This is a genomic window from Leucobacter sp. CX87 (genome assembly GCF_018682295.1).
Classification (GTDB): Bacteria; Actinomycetota; Actinomycetes; order Actinomycetales; family Microbacteriaceae; genus Cx-87.
In genome coordinates, this window is the sequence record NZ_JAFIRI010000001.1 from 163,568 (window position 1) to 187,933 (window position 24,366).

Here is a 24,366-nt window from a genome sequence, read left to right on the forward strand (position 1 = left end):
CGCGCTACGATGATGCGGTGAGCACTTCGACGCCCCGCGACGCTTTTGACGCCGCGCGTTCCACCCATCGAGTGATCCCCGTGTGCCGCGAGATCTTCGCGGACGGGGACACTCCCGTGAGCATCTACCGAAAGGTCGCGCAGTCGCGCCCCGGAACGTTTCTGCTTGAGTCGGCAGAGCAGGGCGGCGTTTGGACCCGCTTTAGCTTTGTCGGTGCCGGTACATTCGGCACGCTCGGTGAGCAGGGCGGACGCGCCAATTGGCGGCCGACCGGGGGAGACGGCGTCGCGCTCGCGGAAGAACGTCTGCTTCCTGGCGGCGTCACGGGCCTTGCCCCGGTCGAGGCGCTGCGCGAGGTTTACGAGCGCTGGAAGAGTGCGCCGCTTCCCGGCCTGCCGCCGCTCGCGAGTGGGTTCGTCGGGTACATGGGGTGGGAGACGGTGCGGCAGTTCGAGCGCCTCGAGCACGGCCCGACCGAGGGTCCCGGACTTCCCGCCCAGGGGCTGAGCTTCGTGTCCGAGCTCGTCGTGATCGACCACCGCGACGGGCTCGTGACGCTCATCGTGAACGTCCTCAACGACGACCTCATCGAGGCCGACGCTGACGCGCAGTGGGCCGATGCCCAGCGTCGGCTCGACGCGCTGCAGGAGCGGCTCGCCGCCCCGGCCGCCACTCCGCTGGGCGTGCTCGACCGCGAGGCACTCGCCGAGGCCGTCCGGCTGACCAGCGAGGCAGACTATCTCGCGGGTGTCGCCGTGGCCAAGCAGCACATCGTCGACGGCGACATCTTCCAGGTGGTGCTGTCGCAACGGTTCGATCATCGCTGCGACGCCGACCCGCTCGACGTGTACCGCGTCCTGCGCCACTTGAACCCCAGCCCGTATCTGTACCTGCTGAGTCTCGAGGACAACGACGGGCGTCCGTTCGCGGTCGTGGGATCGAGTCCCGAAGCGCTCGTCACCGTGCACGACGACCGCGTGTTGACGCACCCGATCGCGGGATCGCGTCCCCGGGGCGAGTCGATCGAAGAGGATCAGCAGTTTGAGCGCGATCTGATGGCCGACGAGAAGGAGCGCGCCGAGCACCTCATGTTGGTCGATCTTGCGCGCAACGACCTGCTCCGTGTCTGTCGCTCCGATTCGGTGGAGGTGACCGAGTTCATGCGGATTGAACGCTTCAGTCACATCATGCATATCGTGTCGACCGTCGAGGGTCGTTTGCGCCCCGAGCAGAACTCAATCGACGCATTCCGGGCGACCTTCCCGGCGGGCACGCTCTCGGGGGCGCCGAAGCCGCGTGCGCTCGAGATCATCGATGCACTCGAGCCGGTGCAGCGCGGCGTCTACGGCGGCGTCGTCGGGTACTTCGGTCTGGGCGGTTCGGCTGATCTCGCCATCGCGATTCGGACGGCCACCATCCGCGACGGCGTCGCGATGGTCCAGGCCGGCGGCGGCATCGTCGCCGACTCGGTCCCCGAGCTGGAAGACCAGGAGTCACGCAATAAGGCGGCGGCGCCGCTTCGCGCCGTCGCGATCGCCAACACGCTGCGCACGCTCGGCGGGACGCGCTGATGGCAAGTAAGAAGCTCGTCGTCACCGGTACCTTGCTGGTGGCCGCGGTCGCGCTCATCGCCGCGACCCAGGTCTGGTTGAGTATCGAACTCAGCGAGGGGGTCTCCGCGCAGGGGACACTCACGGTCACGGGTCAGCAGCTCAGCCCTCCGCTCGCGCCCATGGCCCTGGCCCTCGCTGCACTGGCGCTGGCGCTCACGATCGCGGGCCGGATCTTTCGCTTCGTGCTCGGCGCGCTCGGCGTCGTTCTCGGCGGCGGCATTGTGGCCCTCACTCTGGGGGTGCTGCAAGCTCCGCTTGACGCCGCCGCGGGCAAAGTCACCGAGCTCACCGGGATCGGTGGCAGCGACGCGACCGGTATCGCCGTGGTCGCCTCGAGCCAGGTCAGCGTGTGGGCGGCGATCACTGCCACGGCGGGCTGCATCGCCGCGCTCCTCGGCATCGCTGTGCTGGTGTGGGGCAGCCGCTGGCGGGCCGCCGGCCGCAAGTATGAAACGGCCGCCACGGCGTCCGGCCCACGCCCCGCCGGAGACGACCCTGCTGGCCAGGCCGCCCAGACACCTGAGCACGACCGCATCTCAGACTGGGACGCGCTGAGCGACGGCGCCGATCCGAGCGAGGTGGCAGATCCGAGCGAGGTGGCCGATTCGGGCGAGCCAGCCGATCCGGCGGACGCGCCCGAGGGCGACGCTTCCGCCACTCGGGCCTAGCGCGGGGAGACCGCGCCCCCGCGGCACGCGACCCCGGGTGCCGCGCTTCGCTCGCCAAACCGGTAGTCTGGTCTGAGACAACAGCTTTTGGTTGCCATTCGTTAGAGGAGATTCATGAGTACCCAGCACGAAGAGCCCGGACACGGAGATTCGCCCGCTGCGTGGACCGCAGTGATCGTCATGCTGATCGCGATCGCGGCCGGCACCGTTGCCTTCTTCCTTCACCAGGCCTGGTTGGTCTGGATCTGCGCCGGCGTCGCGCTGATCGGCCTCATCCTCGGATGGGTGCTGGCCAAGGCCGGCTACGGGGTCAACGGGCCCAAGTACTCCCCGAAGTCCTCGCACTAACCGTGCTCAGCGAACTGCTCGCAGGATCCCTCGAGGACGCCAGTAAGCGCCGCGAGCTTCGGCCGTACGCGCAGGTCGAGGCGGAGGCGCTTGCGCGCGCCGCCGCGATCGACGCGCTTGCCGCGCTCGCCCCTGCCGATCGCATTCGTGTCATCGCCGAAGTCAAGCGCGCGAGCCCCTCGCGGGGCCTGCTCGCCGATATTCCCGAGCCCGCGGCGTTGGCCGCGCAGTATGAGGCTGGCGGGGCAAGCGCGGTGAGCGTGTTGACCGAGGAGCGCAAGTTCCGTGGGTCGCTCGCGGACCTCGAAGCAGTGCGCAAGGCGGTCAGCCTGCCGGTGCTCCGCAAGGACTTCATCGGCGAGGAGTACCAGGTGCTTGAGGCCCGTGCCTCGGGCGCGGACCTCGTGTTGCTGATCGTCGCCGCGCTGCCACAGACGACGCTGGTGCGCCTGCACACGCTCGTGCGTGAGCTTGGCATGACCCCGCTGGTCGAGACGCACTCGGCCGACGAGGTTTCCCGCGCCGTCGACCTCGGCGCGGAGCTGGTCGGGGTCAACGCCCGCAACCTCTCGACGTTTGAGCTTGATCGCGACCTGTTTGGTCGAGTCGCGGACCAGATTCCGGCCGGCGTGATTCGCGTCGCAGAGTCGGCAGTGTTGAACGTCGCCGACGTCGCGCACTACCGCGAGGCCGGCGCCGACGTCGTGCTGGTCGGCGAGGCGCTGGTGACGAACGACCCCATCGCCACGCTCGCTGGCTTCCTGAGCGTGTAACTTGGCGCCCCTGGCGCCCCACAACCACTTCGAGGATCCCATGTCTCTCAGCCACGTATCCGGGCCGTACTTCGGCGAATTCGGCGGACGTTTCGTTCCCGAATCCCTCGTGCTCGCGCTCGACGAGCTCACCGCTGCCTACGACGCAGCGAAGGCGGATCCCGCCTTCCGGGCAGAACTCGCCGGGCTGCTCAAGGACTACACGGGTCGCCCCTCACCGCTCACTGAGGTGAAGCGGTTTGCGGCGATCGCCGGCGGCGCCAGGATCCTGCTGAAGCGCGAGGACCTGAACCACACGGGCTCGCACAAGATCAATAACGTGCTCGGCCAGGCGCTGCTGACGCGGCGCATCGGCAAGAAGCGCGTGATCGCCGAGACCGGTGCCGGCCAGCATGGCGTGGCGACGGCGACCGCGGCGGCCCTCTTCGGCCTGGAGTGCACGATCTACATGGGCGCGGTCGACACCGAGCGCCAGGCGCTCAATGTCGCCCGGATGCGGCTGCTCGGCGCCGAGGTGATCCCGGTCGAGGCCGGATCACGCACCCTCAAGGACGCAATCAACGAGGCGATGCGCGACTGGGTCACGAACGTCGAGACGACGAACTATGTCTTCGGCACCGTCGCCGGTCCGCACCCGTTCCCGACGATGGTGCGCGACTTCCAGCAGATCATCGGCGAGGAAGCGCGCGAACAGATGCTTGAGCGCACGGGCGCGCTGCCCGACGCGATCGCCGCGTGCGTGGGCGGCGGCTCGAACGCTGCTGGCCTGTTTCAGGCCTTCCTCGACGACGAGTCGGTCGGCATCTACGGCTACGAGGCGGCGGGCGAAGGAATCGACACCCCTCGTCATTCAGCGACCTTGACGCTCGGGCGCCCGGGCGTCCTGCACGGCGCCCGCAGCCAGATGCTCCAGAACGAGGACGGCCAGACGATCGAATCGCACTCGATCTCGGCGGGACTCGACTACCCGGGCGTCGGTCCGGAGCACGCCTGGTTGCAGGCGATCGGGCGGGCAACATACCTGCCGATCACCGACGCGGAGGCGATGGACGCGCTTTTGCAGCTGTCACGCACCGAGGGAATTATACCGGCGATCGAGTCCTCGCACGCGCTCGCGGGCGCCCTGCAGCTTGCCGCAACCATGCGCCCGGATCAGACCGTGCTCGTGTGCCTCTCGGGGCGCGGCGACAAGGACATGGAGACGGCGGCCAGCTACTTCGGCCTGAACGACTCCCCAGTAGACGGTTCGACGGCAGAGGGAGCAAGCGCGTGAGCGAGTCCGCAGTGGAGCGCACGCTCCAGATCCGCAAGGATGCATCCAACGGTTCGCTCATCGGCTACCTTCCGGTCGGCTTCCCTGATCTGAAGACGAGCATCGACGCCGCGGTCGCAATGGTCGAGGGCGGCGTCGACATCATCGAGCTCGGCATGCCCTACTCGGACCCCGTCATGGACGGCCCGGTCATCCAGGCTGCCACGGTCGAGGCGCTGAAGAACGGCTTCCGCGTCGCAGACGGCATCACTGCGGTCCGCGAGATCACGAAGCAGGTCAAGGCCCCCGTACTCGTCATGACGTATTGGAATCTCGTCATGCAGTACGGGGTGGACCGGTTCGCCGACGAGCTCAAGGGCGCCGGGGGTGCAGGTCTCATTACGCCCGATCTGATCCCCGACGAGGCCGGCGACTGGTTGGCCGCCTCCGAGCGGGCAGAGCTGGACCGCGTGTTCCTCGCCGCCCCGACCTCGAGTGACGAGCGCCTGCGCACCGTCACCGAACTCAGCCGCGGCTTCGTGTACACCGTGTCGACCATGGGAGTTACCGGGGCCCGCGGGGATGTCGATCAGGCCGCACGCACCCTCGTCGAGCGCCTGCGCGCGGTCGGGTGCGAGCACAGCTGTGTGGGCCTCGGCATCTCGACCGGCGCCCAGGTGCGCGAGGTGCTCGAGTACGCCGATGGTGCGATCGTGGGCTCTGCACTCGTGCGTGCACTCGCGGCGGATGGCGTCGCGGGCGTCCGTGCGGTCGCCGCGGCGCTGGCCGAAGGCACGCAGCGTTAGGATTGCTTCGTTCCACCCGGAACGACGCCCCCAGTTTTCTCAGGTGAAAGAAGAGGCATGATTCTCCCGTTCAGTATCCCGAGCCCCGACGTGAGCTTCTTGCAGATCGGTCCGATTCGGATCTACTTTTACGCCCTCTGGATCCTGCTCGGCATCATCGCCGCCACCCTGTGGGTCAGCAGTCGCCTGACGAAGCGCGGGGCCGAGCGCGGCGTTGCAATCGACTTCATGGTCTGGTCGGTGGTGCTCGGCATCATCGGTGCCCGGATCTACCACGTCGTGACCCACTTCGGTGACTACTTTGGCCCGGGCAAGGACCTTTGGAAGGTCTTCGCCATCTGGGAGGGCGGCATCGCGATCTTCGGTGCACTGCTCGGTGGTGCCATCGGCGTGCTGATCGCCTCGCGCCTGACCGGCGTCCGCTTCTGGTCGTTCGCCGACGCGCTCGTTCCCGGACTGCTCCTGGCGCAGGCCTTCGGTCGCCTCGGGAACTGGTTCAACCACGAGCTCTTCGGCGGCCCGACCACGCTGCCCTGGGGCCTCGAGATTTCCGCCAACAACCCGGCGTTCCCCGTCGGGCTTCCCGAGGGAACGCTGTTCCACCCCACCTTCCTGTACGAGCTGCTCTGGAACCTGCTCGGCATCGTGGTGCTGCTCGCAATTGAGCGTCGTCTGAAGCCGCGCTGGGGCACCTTCCTCGGCATGTACTTCATCTGGTACGGCATCGGGCGCGCGATCGTTGAGTCGATTCGGGTCGATCCGAGCCTCATCATCTTGGGCCTGCGCACCAACGTTTTCACCGCCCTCGTAGCGATCGTTGCCGGCATCGTACTGATCCTGGTCCAGCGTCGTCGTCACCCCGGAATTGAGACGAGCGTGTACCTTCCCGGTCGCCGAAACCCGGTACAGTCGATTGAAGAGGAGACCGCGAACCCCGACGAGTACCACCATGTACTCGCGGCGCGAAGTGCCAAGGGGAACGTGGCGGCGGACGCCTAGCTTTCCGCCGTCAGTCGCGGCACCCTTGCGGCGTGGGCAGCGCCGCATCATCTACCTCGAGGAGCGAGCATGCGCCACGCAAAGATCGTCGCGACCTGGGGTCCGGCTGTGTCGAGTTACGACCACACGCTGGACCTCATCAAGGCGGGAGTGAACGTCGCGAGGCTGAACCTCTCGCACGGCACCCATAACGTGCACGAGGGGGTGTATCGCAACATTCGCCGCGCCGAGGCTGAGGTCGGGCGCCCGATTGCGGTGCTCGCCGACCTGCAGGGGCCGAAGATTCGGCTCGGAAAGTTTACTGACGGCCCGTACGACCTTGAGGTCGGCGACGAGTTCGCCATCACGACCCGCGAGATCGTGGGGGACCGGACGATCGGCGGCACGACGCACAAGGGCTTGCCCGGCGACGTGAGCCCCGGCGATCCGTTGCTCATCGACGACGGCAAGGTGACGCTGCGCGCAGTGCGCGTTACGGACGACACCGTCTACACCGTGGTCGAGGTGCCCGGCGCGATCTCGAACAACAAGGGGATCAACCTTCCCGGCGTCGCGGTCAACGTTCCCGCGCTGTCCGAGAAAGACGAAGCTGACCTGCGCTGGGCGCTGCGTTTGGGCGTGGACTACATCGCGCTCTCGTTTGTGCGCGACGCCGCCGACATCACCCGGGTGCACGTGATCATGGACGAGGAGGGCGTTCGCCTTCCCGTGATCGCCAAGATCGAGAAGCCGCAGGCGGTGGACAACCTCGAGGAGATCGTCCAGGCGTTCGACGGCATCATGGTCGCCCGGGGCGATCTGGGCGTCGAAATGCCGCTGGAGCGGGTGCCGCTCGTTCAGACCGAGGCCATCGCCATCGCGCGCCGCAACGCGAAACCCGTCATCGTGGCGACGCAGGTGTTCGAGTCGATGATCGAGAACCCGCGCCCGACCCGCGCCGAGGCGTCTGACTGCGCCAACGCCGTGCTCGATGGCGCCGACGCGGTCATGCTCTCGGGCGAGACGAGCGTGGGGGCGTACCCGATCGTCGCGGTCGAGACGATGGCGCGCATCATTTCCGCCACGGAGGACCACGCGCTCGATCGCATCGACCCGCTCGGCACGAAGCCGCGCACGCAGGGAGGCGCGCTCACGCTCGCCGCGGCCGAGGTCGCGGAGTTCATTGGCGCCCGGTACATCTGCGTTTTCACGGAGTCGGGCGACACGGTGCGCCGGATGTCGCGACTGCGCAAGCCCATCCCCATTCTCGGCTTCACGCCCAGCTACGCGATTCGTCGCCGCATGGAACTCACGTGGGGTGCGGACAGTTTCACCACGCCGCGTGTCGATTCGACGGACGAGATGTTCGGGCAGGTCGATGGCGTGTTGCTCTCCAACGAGCGAGCCCAGGTCGGCGACACGGTGCTCGTGATTGCCGGATCCCCTCCCGGAGTAGTGGGCTCGACCAACACGCTGCGTATCCACCGCGTGGGGGAGTCCTCTGGCCTGCTCGCCGACGCGGGACCGCGCAAGCACCTCGCGGACTAGCGCGACTCCGGGCCGACACGCCCGCGCGAACACGAAAGCGCCAGGTTTCCCCGCAGGGATTCCTGGCGCTTTCGTGTTTCACGGCGCAGCGTGCGCCGCGCGCAAACAGGAGAACGCCGGGCCCCAGAGGGGACCCGGCGTTCTCCTGTGTCAATCAGTGCCGGATGCGAGACTTGAACTCGCACGCCCGAAGGCAAAGCATTTTGAGTGCTCCGCGTCTGCCGATTCCGCCAATCCGGCTTACAGGTGACACATGCCAGCGTACCGTAAACTAAGTGTCGTGACTGACCAGGCCAACACCCCAAGCTCCAAGCGACGCGTTGTCGTCGCCGAAGACGAATCACTCATCCGGCTCGACATCGTAGAAATCCTGCGCGACAACGGATTCGATGTTGTGGGCGAAGCGGGTGATGGAGAGACCGCAGTTGCTCTGGTGGAAGAGCTCCGCCCCGACGTCGTCGTGATGGATGTCAAGATGCCCCAGCTCGACGGCATCTCGGCAGCCGAGCGCATCAACAAGAACCACCTCGCACCCGTCGTGCTGCTCACCGCCTTCAGCCAGAAGGAGCTCGTCGACCGAGCCACCGAAGCCGGCGCACTCGCGTACGTCGTCAAGCCGTTTACCCCGGCCGACCTGCTGCCTGCGATCGAGATTGCGATCTCTCGCTTCCAGCAGATTGTGGCGCTCGAGTCCGAGGTGTCTGACCTCGCCGAGCGTTTTGAGACCCGCAAGCTCGTCGACCGCGCCAAGGGCATCCTCAACGACAAGATGGGCCTCTCCGAGCCCGACGCGTTCCGCTGGATCCAGAAGGCATCCATGGATCGTCGCCTGACCATGCAGGACGTCGCCAAGACGATCATCGATCAGCTCGGCTCGCAGAAGAAGTAGCCTGGCCAGAGCCACGAACGAGAAACGGCCCCGAGATCCTGACAGGATCCGGGGCCGTTTTGTGCGTGGGGCTAGCGAATCGGGCGGTACACGTTCGTGATGCGCACGGTTGAGCAGCGTCGATCCTGCTCGTCCGAGATCACAATCTCGTGGACGGTGAGGGTGCGGCCCAGGTGAATCGGTGTGCACACCCCACGGACGATGCCCGCGGTCGCAGATCCGGTGTGTGTCGCGTTGATGTCGACACCGACACCCACGAACCCCTCGGGGGCGTGCAGATTCGCGTGCATCGAGCCGAGCGTCTCGCCGAGCACGACGTACGCACCTCCGTGCAGCAGGCCGATCGGCTGCGTGTTTCCTTCGACCGGCATTGTCGCGATCGCGTGATCGGCGGTGAACTCGATCATCTCGATACCCATCCGATCCGCGAGGGCGCCCAGTCCGCGCTCCTGGATGTAGGCGAGCGGGTCGATTTCGGTGCGCTGGCTCATGCGGCGAGGCGTCCTTTCCGGGCCGGATCAGGCCCGCAGATGGTGCCTAGCGAAGTAGGCTGGTGACGTGTCGAATTCGCCCCAGCCTACTCTGATGATCATCGATGGCCACTCGCTGGCCTTCCGCGCCTTCTACGCGCTCCCGGTAGACAGCTTCCAGACCCGTGACGGGCAACACACGAACGCGATCCACGGGTTCATTGCCATGCTGATCAATCTGCTGGCGAACGAGAAGCCGGACCACCTCGCGGTCGCCTTCGACATTTCTCGGCACTCGTTCCGCACTGAGGAGTACCCCGAGTACAAGGGCACTCGTGGCGAGACTCCCGTCGAGTTCAAGGGACAGATCCCACTGCTGCAGGAGGCCCTGCACGCGATGGGGATCGTGACGATCGAGAAGGAAAACTACGAGGCCGACGACATCCTCGCCACGCTCTCGTTGCGCGGCTCGGAGTCGGGATACCGCGTGCTCGTGGTGAGCGGGGACCGTGACACCATCCAGCTCGTCGACGACAACGTGACGTTGCTCTACCCGTCCAAGCAGGGCGTGAGCGAGCTCACCCGTTACGACGCGGCGAAGGTCATGGAGCGCTACGGCATTCGTCCCGAGCAGTACCCCGAGATCGCGGCGCTGGTCGGCGAGACGAGCGACAACCTCCCCGGCGTTCCCAAGGTCGGTGAGAAGACGGCCGTGAAGTGGATCAACCAGTTCGGTTCGCTCGAGGAGATTCTGCGACGCCAGGACGAGATCGGCGGGAAGGTGGGCGAGAGCCTCCGCGAGCATGCGCACCTGGCCGAGCGGAACCGGCGGCTGAACCGACTCGTGCGCGACGTCGAGCTCGACGTAACCCTCGAGTCACTCAAGCGCGGCGAGATGGACCTCGCGCAGGTACAGGACATGTTCGGCCGACTGGAATTTCGGACGCTGTTGCAACGTGTCGCCAAACTCGTCGGCGCCGAGGTGCCGGCCGGGACCTCCGGCGCTACAGCCGCGGCCGCCGTCGCTGAGGTGCCGGTCGCTCCGGCCGCGAAGGTGTTGCTCGACGAAGAGCTCGAGGTGTGGCTCGCCGCGCTCGAGAGCCCGGCGGTGCTGCTCGCCGACGACGGCGACGGCGCCGTCCGTATCGGTGTGGCGAGCACGACGGCCTCGGTCCAGCTCACCTGGCGTCCGGGGGCGAGCGACTACGCGCCGCTCGAGCGCTGGCTGACCTCGGACGCGCCCAAGATTTTGTGGGACGCGAAGGCACAGAGCAAGATTCTCGATCGGGCCGGGATCCGGCTTGGCGGGCTCGCCGGCGACGCCCTCGTGGCCGCCTGGCTCGCACGGCCGACTGCGCCCGAGAAAACGATCGCGGCGGCCGTGGCGCGCTATCTGGGAGAGCAGGTGCCGGAGGGCGACCCCAACCAGCTGGTGCCGGAAGAGGGAAGCATCGCGGGCGAGGCGGAACTCGCTTGGTACGTGCTGCGCGTCCACGCCGCCCTGCTCGAGCAGTTCCAGGGCAAGACTGATTTCGTGTATCGCTCGATCGAGTTGCCGCTCGTGCCGGTGCTGGGCGATCTCGAACGCCGCGGCGTCCAGATGGATCTCCCGCTCTTGCAGGCGCACGAGGCGGCGCTGGCTGAGCGAGTCGTGGAACTCGAGCAGGAGGCCTTTGGTTACCTGGGTCACGAGGTCAACCTCGGCTCGCCCAAGCAGTTACAGGAGGTGCTGTTCACCGAGCTCGGCATGCCGAAGACCCGCGCGACGAAGACCGGCTACACGACCGACGCGGCGGCGCTGACCGACCTACAGGCGAAGCACCCGCACCCGTTCCTCGGCAGCCTGCTCGCGCACCGCGATGCCAACAAACTGCGCCAGATCATCGAGGGGCTCGTGAAGGCGGTGCAGCCCGACGGGCGCATCCACACAACGCTCGTGCAGATCGGCGCGAGCACGGGGCGTTTGGCCTCGACCGAGCCGAACCTACAGAACATCCCGGTCCGGACGGAGGAGGGCCGCCGCATTCGCGAGGGCTTCATTCACGCCCCCGAATACGAGTGCCTGATGACGGCCGACTACTCGCAGATTGAGATGCGCATCATGGCGCACCTCTCGGGCGACGCTGGCCTGATCGAGGCGTTCAACGCGGGCGAGGACCTGCACCGCTTTGTCGGATCGCGCATCTTCGGGGTCGCCCCCGACGAGGTGACGAACGAGATGCGCTCGAAGGTGAAGGCCATGTCGTACGGCCTCGCCTACGGGCTGTCCGCGTTTGGCCTGTCGAAGCAGCTCGGTATCAGCGCGGGCGAGGCGAAGCAGCTCATGCTCGACTACTTCGAGCGCTTTGGTGGGGTGCGTGACTACCTGCGCTCGGTCGTTCAGGAGGCGAAGCAGGAGCTCGTCACCGAGACCATCTTCGGCCGTCGGCGCCCGTTCCCTGATCTGGCGAGCCCGAACCGGGTGCTGCGCGAGAACGCGGAACGCGCGGCGCTCAATGCCCCCATTCAGGGCAGCGCGGCGGACATCATCAAGTTGGCGATGATCAAGATCGAACGCCGGGTAGCCGAGGCCGGGTTGAGCTCGCGCATGCTGCTGCAGATTCACGATGAGCTCATGTTCGAGGTCTCACCGGGCGAGTGGGATGCCCTCGAGGCGATTGTGCGTGAAGAGATGGCTGGGGCGGCGGAGCTCTCGGTGCCGCTCGAGGTGCAGGTTGGCCGGGGCGCGAACTGGAACGCGGCCGCGCACTAGCCCGGTCTGCCCCATCCGAACCCCTGGCAGGAGGCCCGTCCGATGTCCCCCGAGCTCGACCCGAACGACGAACTGCACGCCGCGATCGCCGCGAACGATGGCGCCCGGGTGGCTGAGGCGTTGGCTCGGGGAGCGGAGCGTGAGCGCCGGGGCCCTCGTGGACGCACTCCACTCCTGTTCGCGACGCAGCAGAACCACGTCGCGGCGGCCCGGGCGCTCATCGAAGCGGGCGCCGACGTCAATGCGCAAGATGATCAGCTCGACAACGCCTACCTCTACTCCGGCGCCGAGGGGTACGTCGAGATCCTCGAACTCACCCTCCGCCACGGCGCGGACCTTGCGCGAACCAATCGTTACGGCGGTACGGCGCTGATTCCCGCGGGGGAGTATGGCCAAGTCCGGGTCACGGAGCTGCTGCTTGACGCAGGCATTGACCCCAATCACGTCAACAAGCTCGGCTGGACCGCGCTTCAGGAGGCGGTGCTGCTTGGCGCCGACGACGAGCAGCACCGCGACACCGTGCGCCTCCTGCTCGCCGGCGGGGCCGACCCGAACCTCCGTGATTTCGAAGGCCGAACCCCGCTGGCGAACGCGGAAGCGCGAGGGTACGCGGGCCTCGCACAGCTGATCGAGGCCGCGGGCGGGCACCGATAGGGACTCTCCCGAGTAGGTCTCCCTTAGGAGAAGTCCGCGCGACGCGCCCGGAAGCGCAATTGACCGGACCGGCAGCGGCGCGCTAGGCTAGAGCGTCACGCTTGTGGCGAGATATACCCAATCCATCGCCGAGATTCAGATCATTTCCTGATCCCGGCCCGAATTCCTGTCCACCCTGGAGTACAAACTACATGACGAACGCAACGACCGATCAGGCACTCAAGCAGGTCGCGATCAACGACATCGGATCTGCAGAAGACTTTCTTGCCGCGGTCGAACTGACGATTAAGTCTTTCAACGACGGAGACCTCATTGAGGGCACCGTGGTGAAGATTGACCGCGACGAGGTTCTCCTCGACGTCGGATTCAAGACCGAGGGTGTCATTCCCTCCCGCGAGCTTTCCATCAAGCACGATGTCAACCCCGACGAGGTTGTCAAGGTCGGCGACACCGTCGAGGCGCTCGTTCTCCAGAAGGAGGACAAGGAAGGCCGTCTGATCCTGTCCAAGAAGCGCGCTCAGTACGAGCGTGCATGGGGCGATGTGGAGAAGATCAAGGAAGAGGACGGCGTCGTCACCGGCACCGTCATCGAGGTCGTCAAGGGCGGCCTCATCGTGGACATCGGGCTCCGCGGCTTCCTCCCGGCCTCGCTCATCGAGCTGCGCCGCGTGCGTGACCTGACCCCGTACCTGGGTCAGGAGCTCGAGGCGAAGATCCTCGAACTCGACAAGAACCGCAACAACGTCGTGCTCTCGCGCCGTGCGCTGCTCGAGCAGACCCAGTCGGAGAGCCGTTCGACGTTCCTCGCGAACCTCGCACCGGGCCAGGTCCGCAAGGGTGTTATCTCCTCGATCGTCAACTTCGGCGCGTTCGTGGACCTCGGCGGCGTCGACGGCCTCGTGCACGTCTCGGAGCTGTCGTGGAAGCACATCGACCACGCATCCGAGGTCGTCGAGGTTGGCCAGGAAGTCACCGTCGAGGTGCTTTCGGTCGAGCTCGATCGCGAGCGCGTCTCGCTCTCGCTCAAGGCGACGCAGGAGGATCCGTGGCAGGTCTTCGCCCGCACGCACGCGATCGGCCAGATCGCTCCGGGCAAGGTCACCAAGCTCGTTCCCTTCGGTGCGTTCGTTCGCGTTGCTGACGGCATCGAGGGCCTCGTGCACATCTCCGAGCTTTCGGGCCAGCACGTTGAGCTCGCCGAGCAGGTCGTGTCGGTTGGCGAAGAGGTCTTCGTCAAGATCATCGACATCGATCTCGATCGTCGCCGCATCTCGCTCAGCCTCAAGCAGGCGAACGACGGTGTGGATCCCGAGGGCACCGAGTTCGATCCGGCGCTCTACGGTATGACCACCGAGTACGACGAGAACGGTGAGTACAAGTACCCCGAGGGCTTCGATCCTGAGACCCAGGAGTGGAAGGAAGGCTTCGAGACTCAGCGCGAGAAGTGGGAGCTCGAGTACGCAGCAGCCCAGGCTCGCTGGGAGTCGCACAAGAAGCAGGTTGCACAGTCGATCGTGGATCAGGCTGCGGCCCCCAAGGTTGAGGCTGGCGCTTCCACCTTCTCGAGCGATTCCTCCTCGGCCGGCACCCTTGCCGACGATGAGGCGCTTGCTGCGCTGAAGGAGCGCCTCGAGGGCAACTAGTCCTCGCGGTCTGACCTCGTTCAGGCTGAAGCACTTCACACACTGAAGGCCCGGTTCCCCGAAAGGGGCGCCGGGCCTTTGGCGTTGGCTGGAGGCGCCGCCGATGGCGCGGTCAATGGGCGAGCGTATTGGCCGTGCGCTAGGCGGACGCCCGCGCAGCGAGCTGGGCGGCCTCGCGTCGCCGCAATGCCCGTCGCAGACGGAGCGAGAGCCAAACCACGAGTCCCACGAGCAGCAGCAGCGCCAGGATCGGCACGACGACCGCGAGCACTGTGAGCGTGACCGCTCCAATGTCCTCTGCGGTGCTCGCCACCGCGGCTCCAGCCCCGCCTGTGACGGCGTTGAGCACCGGGCGGCTGATCATCTTCAAGAGGTGCGGGACGAGCGCGACCAGGATCCCGATGACAAACGGCCACCAGTTCTGGGACGAGACAAACGCCGCCGGATCGGTGACCGCCACGGTCTCGCTCGAGGCGCCGGCGGCGAACACCAGCCCGCCGGACGCCGGGCGGATGACCGTGTGCAGCACGTCATTGACGGTGTCGAGCGCCGGGACCTTGTCGACCAGCGTCTCAATGGCGAGCAGCACGCCGAGGATCACCATCACCCAGGTGTTCTCCAACCAAGCCCAGCCGTCGGGCAGGGCAACGAGCTCGGTGAACCGCGAGAGGAGTCCGAGGCCGAGCAGCGGAATGTAGGCGTTGAGGCCGGCCGCAGAGGCGAGCACCAACCCGGTGACTACTTCAATCATGGGTGTCTCCCGTCGACCTGCAGGCCCGATTTCGGCTGGCCCCAGTGTACGACGTCAGCGAGTCCTCCCCAGCACGTGTGTGCCACGCTGCGCCCCGGATAGACTGCGTGTGTGCAGCTCATCGGTCTCACCGGCGGAATCGCGTCCGGCAAGTCAACGATTGCCCGACGCCTCGCGGAACACGGGGCCGTGCATCTGGATGCCGACCAACTGGCCCGCGACGTGGTGGCACCGGGAACTCCCGCCCTCGCTCAGATCGCCCGGCGATTTGGGCGAGGGATCATCACGGGCGACGGCGAGCTCGACCGTGCGGCGCTGGGTGCGCTGGTGTTCTCGGACGGCAGCGCGCTCGAGGACCTCGAGTCGATCGTGCACCCGGCGGTGCAGGAACTCACCCGCAGGCTCATGAGAGAGGCGGGGGAGCGCGATCCTGACGCGGTGGTGGTGTACGACGTTCCACTGCTCGTGGAGGCCGGCGTAGACCACCCGTGGGATCTCATCGTCGTGGCTGATGCGCCTGCCGAGATGCGTGTGGAGCGCCTGATGGCACACCGCGGCATGTCTGCAGCCGATGCGCGTGCCCGCGTGCGCAACCAGGCGAGCGACGAGGAACGCCGTGCGATCGCCGACGTCATCATCGATACCTCGCGATCGGAAGATGAAACCCTGGCCGCGGCCGATGCGTTGTGGGAACGGCTGACGGGATAGCCCACCGGTGACGGTTCGGTGCTAGCTAGAACGCTCGCATGAGCTCCGCGAGCCAGTTCAAGTTGACCTGCGCGAAGGTCGCGATGATGAAGTAGCACGCCACCACGAAGACCCAGCTCCATGAGTACAGACCCTGGAAGACTCGCTGCGTGCCTGCGGGGGAGGGAATATCCCCGGCGGCAAACGGGCGGAAGAGCCCGGTCCACCAGAGCGGAATCATGACCGTCCACACGACCATGCACCAGGGGCACAGCGTGCCGAGAGCAAAGACGCTCTGCACGGACAGCCAGCAGATGAAGACGAAACCGGCGAGCAGGCCCAGCTGGTAGAGGTGCCAGAACCAGCGCGAGAATCGAGCGCCGGCAAGCAAGGCTGCGCCGACGACGATCGGGGCGACAAAGGCGGAAACGCCGATGATGGTGTTGCTGAAGCCGAGGAGGGATCCCTGCCAGGAACCCATGTTGGGGCCGCAGGTGACGAGCACGCTCACGTTGCAGTTGGGGCTGTACCCGGGGTTCTGCAGCGTCTTAATGTACTCGGTCAGCAACTCCCACGAGGCAAACCAGCCAATGGCGCCGAGCACTATCGTGAACAGGGCAAAGGCTACCGGGCGAGGCTGAGCGGGCGCGTTCGCGGACGTCGTCATGGCAGGATCCTATCGCCCGACGAGGGCGCTCGCCTGAGCGCGCAAATCCCGTCGTGGCGAGGGGTGTTCCCGCGGCCCCCGCATGACATAATGGTCAGAGCGTGAACTCGGACTCTAGGTCCGGGCCATGTGCGAAGTTTACCGGTGCCCGACAGGGTGCCGACGGTCGATGAACGACCGGACGGCACCGAGGGTGCCGCAAAGGATTCGCGGCGCAGAAGTCGCCGCAGGAGTGAGATATCCGGGGAGCGGAAGCTCGCCCGGTAGAGGAGTGCACCTGCGAATGGTGAATTTTCAGAATGACGATGAACAGCCCGAACTGAGCGGGGAAAACGAACAGACAGCGGACGTCGCACTGGATGCTGCGGCCGAGTCGGTCCGCGACGCTGAGGAGGCGACCGTAGACGCGGCCGGCACTCAAGCCGTGGCGGAAGCGGGAGATGAGGCGTCGTCCGCCGCAGAGCCCGGCACCGAGGCGGACGAAGCGGCCGTCGAGCCGGCAACGGAGCTGCTCGAGGCTGTCGCTACTGACGCAGTTGTCGCCGATGCAGCGGCAAGCGATGCAGTCGCGGCGACTGACGACGCTCCGGCAGCCGAGGCTCCCCGGGTCGAAGAGCCCGCAGGCGCGGAACCCGCGGCAGCGGAGCCCGTGGCCGAAGAAGCCGCTGAAGCGGCCGCTCCGGCACTCGCCCCAGTCATTCCGTTTGCCGAGATGACGCCGGAGCAGCGCTTCCGCGCCACGACGAAGCTCATCTTCTTGGCGCCCGATGTGATGCCGATCCCGCCGCGCTCGCGGCGAGACTCCGGCCGTGACTTGCGCGAGCTGGACGAGATCTTCGATCAGCGCGCGGATCGCCAGCGCGAGGCGCGAGCATCCCGTGACTCTCGTGAGGACCGCTTCCAGGAGCGCGACCGCGACTCGGACGACCGCGAGAGCGGCCGCCGACGCACGCGTCGTCGTTCGGGCAGTGATGTTGAGCACGAGGAAGAGCCGCGTCGCGTTCGCGAACGTCAGGCGCCGCTCATTACCGAGCCGCAGAAGATCAAGGGATCGACGCGACTGGAAGCCAAGAAGCAGCGTCGCCGTGATGGCCGCGAGGCTGGACGTCGTCGCGTCGTCGTGACCGAGTCTGAGTTCCTCGCCCGTCGAGAGTCGGTCGACCGTGTCATGGTGGTTCGCTCAAAGGACGACCGGATCCAGATCGGTGTCCTCGAGGACAGCGTGCTGGTTGAGCACTATGTGGCTCGCTCGAGTGAGAGCTCGCTGATTGGCAACGTGTATCTCGGACGCGTCCAGAACGTGCTGCCGAGCATGGAGGCCGCTTTCGTCGATATTGGTCGCGGCCGGAATGCCGTGCTGTACTCGGGCGAAGTTGATTGGTCTGCGCTTGAGGGTGGCAACACCGCCCGCCGCATTGAGAACGCGTTGAAGCCAGGTGACCAGGTCCTCGTCCAGGTGACGAAGGATCCCGTCGGACACAAGGGCGCCCGTCTCACGAGCCAGGTGTCGCTCCCGGGGCGCTTCCTCGTGTACGTTCCCGGTGGATCCATGAACGGCATCTCCCGCAAGCTTCCCGATACGGAGCGCGCACGCCTGAAGAAGATCCTGAAGGAAGCGCTTCCCACGGGTGTGGGCGTCATCGTGCGCACCGCTGCGGAGGGGGCGAGCGAAGAACAGCTCACGCTCGATGTACAGCGCCTCACCCGTCAGTGGGAGTCGATTCAGGAGCGCACCGGCAAGGGCGGAGCCCCGGCCTTGCTGCACTCCGAGCCCGACATGCTCATCAAGATTGTGCGGGATGTCTTCAATGAGGACTTCCACCGCATGGTGGTCTCGGGGGAGTCGACCTTCCAGACGATCCACGACTACCTCGGCCAGGTGGCCCCCGATCTCTTGGAGCGGACGCTGCGCTACGAGGAAGAGCGCGATATCTTCGAGGAGTTCCGTATTACGGAGCAGATCTCGAAGGCGCTCGATCGCAAGGTGTGGCTGCCGTCCGGCGGTTCGCTCGTGATCGACCGGACCGAGGCGATGACCGTTGTCGACGTCAATACCGGCAAGTTCGTCGGCTCGGGGGGAAACCTCGAGGAGACGGTGACGAAGAACAACCTCGAAGCGGCTGAGGAGATCGTGCGTCAGCTGCGCCTGCGCGATATCGGCGGCATCATCGTGGTCGACTTCATCGACATGGTGCTCGAGTCGAACCGTGATCTCGTGCTCCGCCGCATGGTCGAGTGCTTGAGTCGGGATCGCACCAAGCACCAGGTGGCCGAGGTCACGTCGCTGGGGCTCGTGCAGATGACGCGCAAGAAGCTTGGCCTGGGCCTGCTGGAGTCATTCAGTGAGCCGTGCGACACCTGCGCCGGCCGCGGCATCATCGTGCATCACGACCCCGTGACTCGTCACCGGAGCGATGCAGGTGCGAACGCGAACGGTAGCAACGGCGGAGGCGCGGCGAATAATAGCTCGCGCAATCGCCGAAAGTCCGCGGCTCCGGTCCAGCCTCAGCCCGCAGCGCAGACCCACAGCATCACGGACGGCGCCAAGAACATGCTCGCCGCGGTTGCTGCTTCCACGATCCCGGCTTCCGGGCGAGAAGACGCGCATCACGAGGCCGCCGATTCGGCAGATACTCAGGTAGCGGCACCGGCGCAAGCGCCAGCGCAGCAGGCGCCCGCGGTGTCCGGTCGCGTGCGAAGCCGCCGCGCAAAGAACGATGCGAGTCGCGAGGCGCGCGCCGCCGAGGCGGTTGCCGAGCTCATTGCCGATGTCCCGGTGGTGAGTCGGTCCGAGGCCCCCGCGGAGACCGTCGATGCCGATGCCGTGCGCGCAGTGGCCGAGATGCTTGGCCAGGCAATGCCCTCCGGTAAGAACCCGCCCGCTGAGTCGCCCCGTGCGACGCAGGCGAGTGGGGACGCTCCGAAAGCGGGGCTCTTGGACTCGGTGCTCGATGCGCTTCCGGAGGCTCCGGCCCCCGGCCAGAGCCGGAACCGTCGTCGGCGAGTTTCCACGGGTGCTATCCGCGGTGGCTCGCTCGCTGACGGAGCCGAATAGCGGGATTTTTCGCCGAGACACGCGGTTCGCTGCATTTGACCGGCTAGAAACCCTGCGATATAGTTGAGTGTTGCTGCCGTCCCGCTGGGGATGGCACTGCGGAACCCCGTATCGGTCTCTGGCCGTGGGTGGAACAATCCGCACTCGAGACAGCCTTCGTGAACATATTTCGCGAAGAGCCCAGAAGACGATTCCCTCGAAGAAAAGGTAGACAAGTGGTTTACGCAGTTGTGCGCGCCGGTGGCCGGCAGGAGAAGGTAGAGGTCGGGTCCATCATCACGGTGAACCGTCTTTCGGGCGAGGCCAAGGGCAAGCTTGAGCTTCCCGCGGTGCTGCTCGTTGATGGCGATCAGGTGACGACCGACGCGGCAGTGCTCGCCAAGGTCAAGGTCACCGCCGAGATCCTCGAAGATCTCCGTGGCCCCAAGATCATCATTCAGCGCTACAAGAACAAGACCGGCTACAAGTCCCGCCAGGGACACCGCCAGGATCTGACCCGCATCAAGGTGACGGGCATCAAGTAGCCACTGGCTACTGACGCTCTCAGAAATATATTCAGAGGAGACTGAACTAATGTCATCCAAAAAAGGTGCGAGCTCGACTCGTAACGGTCGTGACTCGAACGCCCAGCGCCTCGGCGTGAAGCGCTTCGGTGGCCAGCAGGTCAACGCGGGCGAGATCCTCGTGCGTCAGCGCGGTACCCACTTCCACCCGGGCGCCAATGTTGGCCGTGGTGGCGACGACACCCTCTTCGCCCTCGCCGCTGGCGCGGTCGAGTTCGGTCGCAAGGGTGGCCGCAAGGTCGTCAACGTGGTGGCCGCAGCAGCGTAGTCGCTAGAAGTTTGAATGGCAGGGGCGAGCTTCGGCTCGCCTTTGCCGTATCCGGAGTGTGTTTGCCGCGACCGCGGTAAGGAAGGACGAAACATGGTCACCTTTGTTGATCAAGTACAGCTCCACCTAAAGGCGGGTCGAGGCGGCGACGGTTGTGCATCGATCAGGCGCGAGAAGTTTAAGCCGCTCGCCGGCCCTGATGGCGGCGTGGGCGGCAACGGCGGCAACGTCGTGCTGGTCGCGGATCCGCAGGTCACGACGCTCCTGGAGTACCACCGTCGACCGCACCGTACCGCCGAGAACGGCGGTTACGGCGCGGGCAACTACCGTGACGGGAACAAGGCCCCCGACCTTGAGCTGCCGATGCCCGTCGGTACCGTCGTGAAGGATCTTGACGGCGAGGTCCTGGTGGACCTCACCGAGCCCGGCATGCGCTACGTCATTGCCGAGGGCGGCCTGGGTGGGCTGGGCAATAACGCGCTCGCCAGCACGAAGCGCAAGGCCCCCGGCTTCGCGCTCCTCGGCACCGAGGGGTGGGAAGGTTCGGTCACGCTCGAGCTGAAGACCATCGCCGACGTTGCCCTGGTGGGGTACCCGTCGGCCGGAAAGTCCAGCTTGATCGCGGCGCTGAGCGCCGCTCGGCCGAAGATTGCCGATTACCCCTTTACGACGCTGCACCCGAACCTGGGCGTGGTGCAGGAGGGTGAACACCGCTTCACGGTCGCCGATGTTCCCGGGTTGATCGAGGGCGCGAGCGAGGGAAAGGGCCTCGGGCTCGACTTCCTGCGCCACGTCGAGCGGTGCAGCGCCCTGCTGCACGTCCTCGACTGCGCAACGCTCGAGCCGGGTCGCGACCCGCTCTCCGACCTCGACGTCATCTTGCACGAGCTGGGTGCCTACCCGGTCGAAGAGGGCCAGGTGCCGCTCATTGAGCGACCGCAGCTGGTCGCGCTGAACAAGATTGACGTGCCCGAGGCACGCGAACTTGCTGAGTTGGTGAAGCCCGAGCTCGAAGCGCGTGGCTACCGGGTCTTCATGATCTCGGCGGTCGCCCACGAGGGCCTTCGCGAGATGAACTTCGCGCTGGCCGAGGTCGTAGAGGCCGAGCGCGCTGCGCGCATCGCGCGCGAGAACTCGGTTGAGCGCATCATTATTCGCCCGAAGCCGGTGAACGACGGCGGGTTCCGCGTCGTTTCCGAGGGCGGCAGCTACGGCAACTTCTTCCGCGTACTGGGTCTCAAGCCCGAACGCTGGGTTGCGCAGACCGACTTCAAGAACGACGAGGCCGTGGGCTATCTCGCTGACCGTTTGCAGAAGCTCGGCATCGAGGAGGCGCTCGTCAAGGCGGGTGCCGTTGAGGGTTCGACCGTCGTCATCGGCCCCGGATCCGGCGTCGTCTTCGACTGGGAGCCGACCCTGACCACTGCCGCAGAGGTTCAGATGGGCCAGCGCGGCACCGACGCGCGTGTCGAGCAGAACAACCGGCGCACCAACAAGGAGCGTCGCGAGGAGTACCACGATCTCATGGACGCGAAGGCTGAGGCTCGGTCGCAGCTGAAGAGCGAGCGTGAGTCTGGCATGTGGGAAGCGTTGGATGAGTAGTAGGGAACAAGCGCTGTTTGGGGCCCGCCGGCTGGTAGTCAAGGTGGGCTCCTCCTCCGTGAGCGGCGAGAACGCGGATCAGATTCCGCTGCTCGTCGATCAGCTCGCGAGGTTGAGCGCCGCCGGCGTTGAGGTATTGCTCGTCTCGAGTGGTGCAATCTCGACGGGGGTGCCGTACCTCGAACTCGAGACGCGTCCCGACGATCTCGCGACCCAGCAGGCCGCGGCAGCAGTGGGCCAGAACGTGCTCATTAATCGCTATCAGCGTGCGCTGAGCGCTCACAACCTGATCGCCGGGCAGGTGCTGCTGACGGCGCAGGACATGCAGAACCCCACCCACCGCGGCAATGCGAAGCGATCTCTTGAGCGCCTGCTGCAGCTGCGAATTCTGCCGATCGTGAACGAGAACGATACCGTCGCGACACACGAGATCCGCTTTGGGGACAACGATCGGCTTGCCGCGCTCGTCGCGCGCCTGGTCGACGCCGACACCCTCGTGCTGCTCTCCGACGTTGACGCGCTTTACACCGCGCCCCCCACCGAAAAGGGGGCGAAGCGAATTGCCCGCGTTCCTTACGGCGATGAACTGAGCGGCGTACGTATTGGCGAGGCCGAGTCCGGCTGGGGCACCGGTGGTGCGCAGACTAAGGTGCAGGCGGCGCGTTTGGCGGCCGATGCCGGCGTGTCGGTGGTGCTGACCGAAACGAGTCGCATCGGCGAGCTGCTCGACGGGGTCGACCTCGGCACCTGGTTTGAGGCAGCTCCCGCCGCCACAGCGGCGTCCGCCTAGGGGCACGCGAGGGCCTCGGTGGTTCTCGTTCGCCGGCGCTCTATCCCGCGATATGCTGGCGGAATGAATGCTCAGGACCCGCTTCTCGACCGCCTGGTTGCCGCCCGTACCGCGGCGAAGACGCTCGCCACTGCCACGACCGCCCAGAAGAATGCGGCGCTCGAGGCGATCGCCCAGCACATCGAGGCATCGATCCCAGAGATCGTCGAGGCAAATGCCGATGACCTGGCCCGCGGGCGCGACAACGGGCTGGAAGCAGGTCTCCTCGACCGGCTGCTGCTGGACGAGACCCGGCTGCGCGGACTCGCCGCTGCGGTACGCGAGATTATTGCACTTCCGGATCCCGTCGGCGCCGTCGTACGTGGCAGCACGCTTCCGAACGGAATCACCCTCGCGCAGGTGCGGGTGCCCTTCGGTGTCGTGGGCGCGATCTACGAGGCGCGCCCGAACGTCACGATCGACATTGCGGCCCTCGCGCTGAAGAGTGGCAATGGCGCGGTGCTGCGCGGTGGCACCGCCGCCGAGCGCAGCAATGCGGTGCTCGTGTCTCTCATTCAGCAGGCGGTGAACAGCGTCGGACTTGCCGGCGCAGCGGTGCAGACCATCGATGAGTTCGGTCGCGAGGGGGCGGCTCGCCTCATGCGCGCTCGCGGCTACGTCGATGTCCTGATCCCGCGGGGGAGTGCGGGTCTGATCGCGAGTGTCGTGCAGGACTCGACCGTCCCCGTTATTGAGACCGGCGCCGGCATCGTGCACGTCTACGTAGACGCGAGCGCCGACGTCGAGATGGCTGCGGCGATCGTGCAGAACGCGAAGACACATCGCCCGAGCGTGTGTAACGCCGCCGAGACGCTCTTGGTGCACCGTGACGCAGCCGCCCGGGTGCTGCCCCGCATTGCGGCCGATCTCATGGGAGCCGGGGTCTTGCTGCACGGGAACGATGCCGCGCGCAACCTGGTCCCCGCTATGCACTCGGCCACTGACGAGGTCTGGGCTACCGAGCACCTGGGCCTTGAGATGGGGGTCCGCGTTGTCGACTCCATCGACGAAGCGATGGAGCACATCGACCGCTACTCGACGCACCACACTGAGTGCATCGTGACCGCGGACTATGCGAACGCAGAACGCTTCCTTGCCGAGGTCGACTCGGCCGCGGTAATGGTGAATACCTCTACGAGGTTCACCGATGGGGGCGAGTTCGGGTTCGGCGCTGAGGTGGGTATTTCTACTCAGAAGTTGCACGCGCGCGGGCCGATGGGGCTTCCTGAACTCACGAGCACGAAGTGGCTTGTGCGTGGCTCAGGCCAAATCCGCTGATCAGACCGGCTAGACTAGTTTCGACCACCCGGCCGACGATACGTTCAAGGAAGTAACTGATGTCTGTTCTCGCCACGATTGCCGCTGCTAGCGAAGGCGCGCACGTTGTCAACGAGCTTCCGATGCCCGCTCCGATGTTCGGGGCGATCGTCCTCACCCTCTTCGTGGTGCTGGGTCTTGTGACCTTCAGCTTCCGCGACGTGGCGAACCGCCACGCGGAAAAGGCTGCTGCCTACGCCCGCGAGCACGGCGATTCGCACGGCCACTAGGCG

At 66.3% G+C, this 24,366-nt stretch carries 23 protein-coding genes and 1 tRNA gene; 20 read left to right on the plus strand and 4 right to left on the minus strand.

What is annotated here, in order from left to right; translation table 11 throughout:
- The first annotated feature begins 17 nt into the window (after positions 1–17).
- From KOE53_RS00750 to pyk, 8 genes are all read left to right on the plus strand, one after another.
- Positions 18–1,571, plus strand: a complete 1,554-nt coding sequence (locus KOE53_RS00750) for an anthranilate synthase component I (protein ID WP_188044895.1) — start codon at positions 18–20, stop codon at positions 1,569–1,571.
- Positions 1,571–2,281: a Trp biosynthesis-associated membrane protein gene (locus KOE53_RS00755; protein ID WP_188044894.1), complete on the plus strand. Its 711-nt coding sequence runs from the start codon at positions 1,571–1,573 to the stop codon at positions 2,279–2,281. Before KOE53_RS00750 ends, KOE53_RS00755 begins: the two co-directional genes overlap by 1 nt.
- 114 nt (positions 2,282–2,395) lie before the next feature.
- Complete coding sequence (locus tag KOE53_RS00760; protein ID WP_188044893.1) at positions 2,396–2,629, plus strand: DUF6704 family protein; 234 nt, start codon at positions 2,396–2,398, stop codon at positions 2,627–2,629.
- Positions 2,630–2,631: 2 nt separating this feature from the next.
- Positions 2,632–3,402, plus strand: coding sequence for an indole-3-glycerol phosphate synthase TrpC (gene trpC / locus KOE53_RS00765; RefSeq protein ID WP_188044892.1), 771 nt, complete (start codon positions 2,632–2,634; stop codon positions 3,400–3,402).
- Between the two features lie 40 nt (positions 3,403–3,442).
- Complete coding sequence (trpB, locus tag KOE53_RS00770; RefSeq protein WP_188057053.1) at positions 3,443–4,675, plus strand: tryptophan synthase subunit beta; 1,233 nt, start codon at positions 3,443–3,445, stop codon at positions 4,673–4,675.
- Positions 4,672–5,460, plus strand: coding sequence for a tryptophan synthase subunit alpha (gene trpA / locus KOE53_RS00775; protein WP_188057054.1), 789 nt, complete (start codon positions 4,672–4,674; stop codon positions 5,458–5,460). The genes trpB and trpA overlap by 4 nt, the downstream gene beginning before the upstream one ends.
- Before the next feature lie 57 nt (positions 5,461–5,517).
- Entirely contained in the window at positions 5,518–6,459 is a 942-nt protein-coding gene (gene lgt, locus KOE53_RS00780; RefSeq protein ID WP_188044889.1) for a prolipoprotein diacylglyceryl transferase, read from the plus strand.
- A gap of 69 nt (positions 6,460–6,528) precedes the next feature.
- A complete protein-coding gene (gene pyk, locus KOE53_RS00785; protein WP_188057055.1) occupies positions 6,529–7,986 on the plus strand; it encodes a pyruvate kinase in 1,458 nt (485 codons plus the stop codon).
- Positions 7,987–8,144: 158 nt separating this feature from the next.
- On the opposite strand, the gene KOE53_RS00790 is transcribed toward pyk, so the two are convergent.
- Positions 8,145–8,226, minus strand: a tRNA-Leu gene (locus tag KOE53_RS00790).
- A gap of 13 nt (positions 8,227–8,239) precedes the next feature.
- On the opposite strand from KOE53_RS00790, the gene KOE53_RS00795 reads away from it, so the two are divergent.
- Complete coding sequence (locus KOE53_RS00795; RefSeq protein WP_223159815.1) at positions 8,240–8,875, plus strand: ANTAR domain-containing response regulator; 636 nt, start codon at positions 8,240–8,242, stop codon at positions 8,873–8,875.
- A gap of 71 nt (positions 8,876–8,946) precedes the next feature.
- Here KOE53_RS00795 and KOE53_RS00800 read toward each other — a convergent pair whose 3' ends face one another.
- Complete coding sequence (locus tag KOE53_RS00800) at positions 8,947–9,366, minus strand: hotdog fold thioesterase (protein ID WP_188044886.1); 420 nt, start codon at positions 9,364–9,366, stop codon at positions 8,947–8,949.
- Positions 9,367–9,460: 94 nt separating this feature from the next.
- On the opposite strand from KOE53_RS00800, the gene polA reads away from it, so the two are divergent.
- From polA to rpsA, 3 genes are all read left to right on the plus strand, one after another.
- Entirely contained in the window at positions 9,461–12,097 is a 2,637-nt protein-coding gene (polA, locus tag KOE53_RS00805) for a DNA polymerase I (protein ID WP_188057304.1), read from the plus strand.
- A 42-nt stretch (positions 12,098–12,139) separates the two neighbouring features.
- A complete protein-coding gene (locus KOE53_RS00810) occupies positions 12,140–12,751 on the plus strand; it encodes an ankyrin repeat domain-containing protein (protein WP_188057056.1) in 612 nt (203 codons plus the stop codon).
- 191 nt (positions 12,752–12,942) lie between these two features.
- A complete protein-coding gene (rpsA, locus tag KOE53_RS00815; protein ID WP_188044884.1) occupies positions 12,943–14,394 on the plus strand; it encodes a 30S ribosomal protein S1 in 1,452 nt (483 codons plus the stop codon).
- A gap of 139 nt (positions 14,395–14,533) precedes the next feature.
- On the opposite strand, the gene KOE53_RS00820 is transcribed toward rpsA, so the two are convergent.
- A complete protein-coding gene (locus KOE53_RS00820; protein ID WP_188057057.1) occupies positions 14,534–15,145 on the minus strand; it encodes a DUF4126 domain-containing protein in 612 nt (203 codons plus the stop codon).
- A 111-nt stretch (positions 15,146–15,256) separates the two neighbouring features.
- Here KOE53_RS00820 and coaE point away from each other — a divergent pair, with 111 nt between their 5' ends.
- Positions 15,257–15,853, plus strand: a complete 597-nt coding sequence (coaE, locus tag KOE53_RS00825) for a dephospho-CoA kinase (RefSeq protein ID WP_188057058.1) — start codon at positions 15,257–15,259, stop codon at positions 15,851–15,853.
- A 25-nt stretch (positions 15,854–15,878) separates the two neighbouring features.
- Here the strand turns inward: coaE and KOE53_RS00830 are convergent, their stop codons facing one another.
- A complete protein-coding gene (locus KOE53_RS00830; RefSeq protein ID WP_188044881.1) occupies positions 15,879–16,499 on the minus strand; it encodes a vitamin K epoxide reductase family protein in 621 nt (206 codons plus the stop codon).
- A 283-nt stretch (positions 16,500–16,782) separates the two neighbouring features.
- Here KOE53_RS00830 and KOE53_RS00835 point away from each other — a divergent pair, with 283 nt between their 5' ends.
- From KOE53_RS00835 to KOE53_RS00865, 7 genes are all read left to right on the plus strand, one after another.
- Positions 16,783–19,554: an Rne/Rng family ribonuclease gene (locus tag KOE53_RS00835; protein ID WP_188057059.1), complete on the plus strand. Its 2,772-nt coding sequence runs from the start codon at positions 16,783–16,785 to the stop codon at positions 19,552–19,554.
- Between the two features lie 215 nt (positions 19,555–19,769).
- Entirely contained in the window at positions 19,770–20,078 is a 309-nt protein-coding gene (gene rplU / locus KOE53_RS00840; RefSeq protein ID WP_188044879.1) for a 50S ribosomal protein L21, read from the plus strand.
- Between the two features lie 49 nt (positions 20,079–20,127).
- On the plus strand, positions 20,128–20,385 hold the full coding sequence (rpmA, locus tag KOE53_RS00845; protein ID WP_188044878.1) for a 50S ribosomal protein L27: 258 nt from the start codon (positions 20,128–20,130) through the stop codon (positions 20,383–20,385).
- A gap of 93 nt (positions 20,386–20,478) precedes the next feature.
- Positions 20,479–21,987 (plus strand): GTPase ObgE, encoded by a 1,509-nt coding sequence (obgE, locus tag KOE53_RS00850; RefSeq protein WP_188044877.1) that lies wholly within the window; start codon positions 20,479–20,481, stop codon positions 21,985–21,987.
- Positions 21,980–22,777 carry a glutamate 5-kinase gene (gene proB, locus KOE53_RS00855; RefSeq protein WP_188057060.1) on the plus strand — a complete coding sequence of 266 codons (798 nt, stop codon included), beginning with the start codon at positions 21,980–21,982 and terminating at the stop codon, positions 22,775–22,777. The genes obgE and proB overlap by 8 nt, the downstream gene beginning before the upstream one ends.
- A 63-nt stretch (positions 22,778–22,840) precedes the next feature.
- Positions 22,841–24,094 (plus strand): glutamate-5-semialdehyde dehydrogenase, encoded by a 1,254-nt coding sequence (locus KOE53_RS00860; RefSeq protein ID WP_188044875.1) that lies wholly within the window; start codon positions 22,841–22,843, stop codon positions 24,092–24,094.
- Between the two features lie 59 nt (positions 24,095–24,153).
- Entirely contained in the window at positions 24,154–24,363 is a 210-nt protein-coding gene (locus tag KOE53_RS00865) for a hypothetical protein (RefSeq protein WP_188044874.1), read from the plus strand.
- Positions 24,364–24,366: the final 3 nt, after the last annotated feature.

Excerpts from the sequence above, each read along its gene's own strand:
- KOE53_RS00755 (WP_188044894.1), top strand. The coding sequence starts at position 1,571 with ATGGCAAGTAAGAAGCTCGTCGTCACCGGTACCTTGCTGGTGGCCGCG.
- KOE53_RS00760 (WP_188044893.1), top strand. The coding sequence starts at position 2,396 with ATGAGTACCCAGCACGAAGAGCCCGGACACGGAGATTCGCCCGCTGCG.
- trpB (WP_188057053.1), top strand. The coding sequence starts at position 3,443 with ATGTCTCTCAGCCACGTATCCGGGCCGTACTTCGGCGAATTCGGCGGA.
- lgt (WP_188044889.1), top strand. The coding sequence starts at position 5,518 with ATGATTCTCCCGTTCAGTATCCCGAGCCCCGACGTGAGCTTCTTGCAG.
- pyk (WP_188057055.1), top strand. The coding sequence starts at position 6,529 with ATGCGCCACGCAAAGATCGTCGCGACCTGGGGTCCGGCTGTGTCGAGT.
- KOE53_RS00795 (WP_223159815.1), top strand. The coding sequence starts at position 8,240 with ATGCCAGCGTACCGTAAACTAAGTGTCGTGACTGACCAGGCCAACACC.
- KOE53_RS00800 (WP_188044886.1), bottom strand. The coding sequence starts at position 9,366 with ATGAGCCAGCGCACCGAAATCGACCCGCTCGCCTACATCCAGGAGCGC.
- polA (WP_188057304.1), top strand. The coding sequence starts at position 9,461 with ATGATCATCGATGGCCACTCGCTGGCCTTCCGCGCCTTCTACGCGCTC.
- KOE53_RS00810 (WP_188057056.1), top strand. The coding sequence starts at position 12,140 with ATGTCCCCCGAGCTCGACCCGAACGACGAACTGCACGCCGCGATCGCC.
- rpsA (WP_188044884.1), top strand. The coding sequence starts at position 12,943 with ATGACGAACGCAACGACCGATCAGGCACTCAAGCAGGTCGCGATCAAC.
- KOE53_RS00820 (WP_188057057.1), bottom strand. The coding sequence starts at position 15,145 with ATGATTGAAGTAGTCACCGGGTTGGTGCTCGCCTCTGCGGCCGGCCTC.
- KOE53_RS00830 (WP_188044881.1), bottom strand. The coding sequence starts at position 16,499 with ATGACGACGTCCGCGAACGCGCCCGCTCAGCCTCGCCCGGTAGCCTTT.
- KOE53_RS00835 (WP_188057059.1), top strand. The coding sequence starts at position 16,783 with ATGGTGAATTTTCAGAATGACGATGAACAGCCCGAACTGAGCGGGGAA.
- rpmA (WP_188044878.1), top strand. The coding sequence starts at position 20,128 with ATGTCATCCAAAAAAGGTGCGAGCTCGACTCGTAACGGTCGTGACTCG.
- obgE (WP_188044877.1), top strand. The coding sequence starts at position 20,479 with ATGGTCACCTTTGTTGATCAAGTACAGCTCCACCTAAAGGCGGGTCGA.
- proB (WP_188057060.1), top strand. The coding sequence starts at position 21,980 with ATGAGTAGTAGGGAACAAGCGCTGTTTGGGGCCCGCCGGCTGGTAGTC.
- KOE53_RS00860 (WP_188044875.1), top strand. The coding sequence starts at position 22,841 with ATGAATGCTCAGGACCCGCTTCTCGACCGCCTGGTTGCCGCCCGTACC.
- KOE53_RS00865 (WP_188044874.1), top strand. The coding sequence starts at position 24,154 with ATGTCTGTTCTCGCCACGATTGCCGCTGCTAGCGAAGGCGCGCACGTT.